This window comes from Achromobacter sp. Marseille-Q0513, from assembly GCF_018195695.1.
Classification (GTDB): domain Bacteria; phylum Pseudomonadota; class Gammaproteobacteria; order Burkholderiales; family Burkholderiaceae_B; genus Achromobacter.
On record NZ_JAGTJY010000299.1, the window covers coordinates 1 to 4,282 of the forward strand.

The window sequence follows — 4,282 nt, forward strand, 5'->3', positions numbered from 1 at the left end:
ACACATTGGCCGGGTCGGCCACGATTTCCTCACAGGCCGCCGCCACGCCGGGCGAGTAGGCCAGCGCCAGATCGCGCTGGTTGGTCAGCTGCTTGGTGGGGGTGACGGAGATTTTGCCGGGGCGCCCGAACTCGTGATATTCGAGGGCGGCTTTGCGAAGATTGGCATCCATGGGATCGGCGAGAAGCTAGTGCTAGTACAGGAAAGGGAGAAATTCTATTCCTACGGCGGCCGGCGCGATATGGCTGCGGGCGCGGGCCGCGCCCGTCCACCGAGCGGCGCCGGCGGGGCCAGCCCATCTTCCCCGCGGCCCGCGGACCGCCGCTATTGCGAAAAAGCGAGTAAGGGAAAACGACCATCCGGGTCGAACAGCGCCTTGATCCGGGCGTCCAGCCTGCGTCCCGCCTGCCGCGCCGCATCGTCCAAGGACGGCGCGTCGCTGCCTCCCTCCCCCTCGGCCGCCGGCACGGCCGTGAGCAGCACCTCCTGCACCCAGGCCAGCGTGCCGCCGTGCCCCAGCAGCAGATGCGCAAGGTTGACCGTGGCGGGCGCCTGCGGCCGCAGCGCGTCCAGCCGGTAACGGCCGGCCCAGGCGCCGCCCGCGGCGCCGGCGGCGGCGTCCGGTCCCGTGCTCAACTGGAACAGCGCCGGCACCAGCCGCTGCAGCGTGGCCGAGCGCAGCGGTCGTTCGTCGCTCTCGCCAAAGGGCCCCAAGGTTTCCTCCACCCCGTCGGCCAGCACCACATCGGCCGCCAGGACCCCGGACTGCGCGCAGCGTCCCGCCGGCCAGGCGGCTGGCGCCGCCAGCCACTCGGCCAGCGTCATGGCGCCGGGCAGGCCGTCGAACTGCCGCAGACCGGCCTGGGCCAGCACCGCCAGCGGCACGCCGGGCTGGGCCCGCCAACGCGGCACGTCTCCAGCCAGGCGGGCCAGGCCGCTGAGGTTCGCGGGATCCACCCGTAGGCAGGGGCCGGCGGCGGCGGTCCCGTCCACGCCGTCCAGCGCCAGGGCCACGCCGTACTCGGCGCACAGCGCCCGGGCATGGGCCAGGTCGCCCTCACGCGCGGGCGCCAGCCAGCCACGCGGGCCGTCCGCGCCGGCCTCGCCCAGGTCGCGCACGGACCCCTGGCACAACAGCGTCAGGCGCTGCATGAATCGGGCCCAAGGCGTCTGCGCGGGACGCCGGCCGAGCAGGAACGCGCGCCGGGATGGCTGCATGACTACAATTCCCCTTCTGCTTCAGATCGCTTCGAGAATCAAATGCCCCGCCTTGCCCATCGCACCAACGACTTTCTGACATTCCGAGTAATGGAACTCTTCAAGCAGGCGCAGGCCCTGCAGGCCGCGGGCAAGGACATTATCAGCCTGGGCATCGGCGAACCGGACTTTACCGCGCCGCCCCAGGTCGTGGAAGCGCTGGAACGCTCGGCGCGTTCCGGCCTGAGCGGCTACAGCCCGACCGCCGGCCTGCCCGCGCTGCGCGAGGCCATCGCCGGCTTCTACCTCGACCAGTTCGGCGCCCGCGTCGATCCCCGACGCGTGATCGTGACCGCCGGCGCCTCCGGCGCCCTGACGCTGGCCTGCGCCGCGCTGGTCAACGCCGGCGGCGAAGTGCTCATGCCCGACCCCTCCTATCCGGCCAACAGCAACTTCGTGTTGGCCGCCGGCGGCGTGCCGCGCCTGATCCCCAGCACCGCCGACAAGCGCTTCCAGCTGTCCGCCCAGGACGTGGCGCAACATTGGACGCCCGCCACCCAGGGCGTGCTGGTGGCCTCGCCCAGCAATCCCACCGGCACCTCGATCGCGCACGGCGAACTGGCCGAGCTGCTGGCCCAGGTGCGCGCCCGCGACGGCTTCGCCATCGTCGACGAAATCTACCTGGGACTGTCCTATGAAGGCCAGCCGCGCTCGGCGCTGACGCTGGACGACGACGCCATCGTCATCAACAGCTTCTCCAAGTACTTCCACATGACCGGCTGGCGCCTGGGCTGGATGATCGTGCCCGACAGCATGGTGGAAGCGGTCGAGAAGATCGCATCCAGCCTGGCCATCTGCGCGCCCACGCTGGCCCAGCACGCCGCGCTGGCCTGCTTCACCGACGACGCGCTCAAGACCTTCGCGCACCGGCGCGAAGCCTTCAAGCAGCGCCGCGACTACCTGCTGCCCGAGTTCGAGCGCCTGGGACTGCGCGTGCCCGTCAAGCCGGACGGCGCCTTCTATATCTACGCCGACATCAGCGACCTGGGCATGGACAGCACCGCTTTCTCGCAACGCCTGCTGCTGGAAGCGGGCGTCGCGGCCGTGCCGGGCCTGGACTTCGGTCCGGCCCACGGCGACCACACCATGCGCTTCTCCTATGCCACCGGCCTGGACCGGCTGGAAGCGGCCGTCGACCGCATGGGCAAGCTGCTGGGTCACTGAACCGGCGCTTGGGTTCCACGAAAAAAAACGCGCCCCGAAGGGCGCGTTTTCCTGTCGCCGGGGCGCGACCGGATCGGGGTCAATCCCTCGCCAGCGCGATGCCCGAGGCCAGCGCCAGGCGCCGGCGCTCGGCCTGCACCTTGGCGCCATAGCCATTGTCGTCGGGGCCGGTGGCGCCGACGTAGCAGGCCAGGCCGCCATCGACCGAGCCGCGGCGGTTGATGCAGTCCTTCAGGATGGTGGCGCCCACCATGATGTTGGCGCCGGGATCCAGCGGATTCTTGCCAACCGCGTCGAACTTGTCCTGGTGGACGCTGGTCATGACCTGCATCAGGCCCTGCGCGCCCACATGGCTTTCGGCCAGCGGGTTGTAGCGCGACTCGATGGCGATCACGGCCAGCAGCAACAGCGGATCGAGCTGCTTGTCGCGGCCGACCTTGTACACCGTGCCCACCAGCGGGCCGGTCGCGTCATAGGCGACCTTGTACTTGCGCGAAATATAGTTGCGCAAGGCTTCGGCCTGCGGGCCGGTGGCGACCATGGCGGGCTTCTTGGGCGCCGGCGGCGCCACGCGGGCCGGCCCCAGCATGCCGGTGGCGTTGCTGGCGGGCGCGGCGGGCACGGCCATCGCGATGGCCGAGGACGAATCTATGCTGAGCTCGGATCCGGTATCGGACTCGGAACCCGCTTGCATGGATGTAGGCGCGAGGGCGGTCAACAAGGCTTTGTGCACCTGCAACGCCTGGTCGCGCAAACCAGGCAGGGCGAATCCCATGCTTACCGTCACGATCACGGCAATGCCCAGGTAGACGGAGCAAATGCGCAGGGATTCGGCAAGATAGTGGTGCACTCCTTGGGCCATACGCCTGAACAGGCTGGCCACTGACGCATCGGGCATAAGACCTCCTGCGTATCAAAGAGGGGGTTAATGTTAACCTCTCTGGCTGATCGAAATGTAACCAAATTGCCGGGATCTGTAGTGAAATACCGCGACCTTCGAGACTTTCTCGCCCAACTCGAACGCATGGGCGAACTCAAGCGCATCGCCGCGCCCGTCTCCACGCGCCTGGAAATGACCGAGATTTCCGACCGCGTGCTGCGCGCCTCGGGCCCGGCCCTGCTGTTCGAAAACGCGCAGCACGACGGCCGCCCGGCGCAGATGCCGGTGCTGGCCAACCTGTTCGGCACGCCGGCGCGCGTGGCGCGCGGCATGGGCGCCGACGATGTCAGCGCGCTGCGCGACATCGGCGAGCTGCTGGCCTCGCTGCGCGAGCCCGAGGCGCCCAAGGGCCTGCGCGACGCGCTGGCCAAGGTCTCGATGCTGAAGTCGGCGCTGTGGGACATGAGCCCCAAGAACGTCAAGAGCCCGGCCTGCCAGGAAGTGGTCTGGGAAGGCAAGGACGTGGACCTGCCCCGCCTGCCGATCCAGACCTGCTGGCCCGGCGACGTGGCCCCGCTCTTGACCTGGGGCCTGGTGATCACGCGCGGCCCCAACGCCAAGCGCCAGAACCTGGGCATCTACCGCCAGCAGCTGCTGGGGCCGAACAAGCTCATCATGCGCTGGCTGTCGCACCGCGGCGGCGCGCTGGATTTCCGCGACCACGCGATCGCCCATCCCGGCACGCCCTTCCCCATCGCCGTGGCGCTGGGCGCCGACCCGGCCACCACGCTGGGCGCGGTCACGCCGGTGCCCGACAGCCTGTCCGAATACCAGTTCGCCGGCCTGTTGCGCGGCTCGCGCACCGAGGTCGCGCAGGCGCTGGGCAGCAACCTGTCGGTGCCGGCCTGGGCCGAGATCGTGCTCGAAGGGCACCTGCTGCCGGCGTCCGACCCTCGCGCCCTGCCGCCCACCGTGCCCGAG

General features: G+C 69.9%; 4 protein-coding genes and 1 pseudogene. 2 read left to right on the forward strand and 3 right to left on the reverse strand.

What is annotated here, in order from left to right:
• Window positions 1–172, reverse strand: a pseudogene (locus tag KDH83_RS32905) (hypothetical protein); the annotation flags it as partial.
• 152 nt (window positions 173–324) lie between these two features.
• Window positions 325–1,218, reverse strand: a complete 894-nt coding sequence (locus tag KDH83_RS29780; RefSeq protein ID WP_212322437.1) for an FAD-binding protein — start codon at window positions 1,216–1,218, stop codon at window positions 325–327.
• Window positions 1,219–1,260: 42 nt separating this feature from the next.
• Here KDH83_RS29780 and KDH83_RS29785 point away from each other — a divergent pair, with 42 nt between their 5' ends.
• A complete protein-coding gene (locus tag KDH83_RS29785) occupies window positions 1,261–2,421 on the forward strand; it encodes a pyridoxal phosphate-dependent aminotransferase (RefSeq protein ID WP_212322439.1) in 1,161 nt (386 codons plus the stop codon).
• Window positions 2,422–2,500: 79 nt separating this feature from the next.
• Here the strand turns inward: KDH83_RS29785 and KDH83_RS29790 are convergent, their stop codons facing one another.
• On the reverse strand, window positions 2,501–3,319 hold the full coding sequence (locus KDH83_RS29790; protein WP_103275851.1) for a lytic transglycosylase domain-containing protein: 819 nt from the start codon (window positions 3,317–3,319) through the stop codon (window positions 2,501–2,503).
• Window positions 3,320–3,400: 81 nt separating this feature from the next.
• On the opposite strand from KDH83_RS29790, the gene KDH83_RS29795 reads away from it, so the two are divergent.
• The coding region (locus tag KDH83_RS29795; protein WP_212322441.1) for a UbiD family decarboxylase at window positions 3,401–4,282 on the forward strand (882 nt) is incomplete at its 3' end.

Excerpts from the sequence above, each read along its gene's own strand:
- KDH83_RS29780 (WP_212322437.1), bottom strand. The coding sequence starts at position 1,218 with ATGCAGCCATCCCGGCGCGCGTTCCTGCTCGGCCGGCGTCCCGCGCAG.
- KDH83_RS29785 (WP_212322439.1), top strand. The coding sequence starts at position 1,261 with ATGCCCCGCCTTGCCCATCGCACCAACGACTTTCTGACATTCCGAGTA.
- KDH83_RS29790 (WP_103275851.1), bottom strand. The coding sequence starts at position 3,319 with ATGCCCGATGCGTCAGTGGCCAGCCTGTTCAGGCGTATGGCCCAAGGA.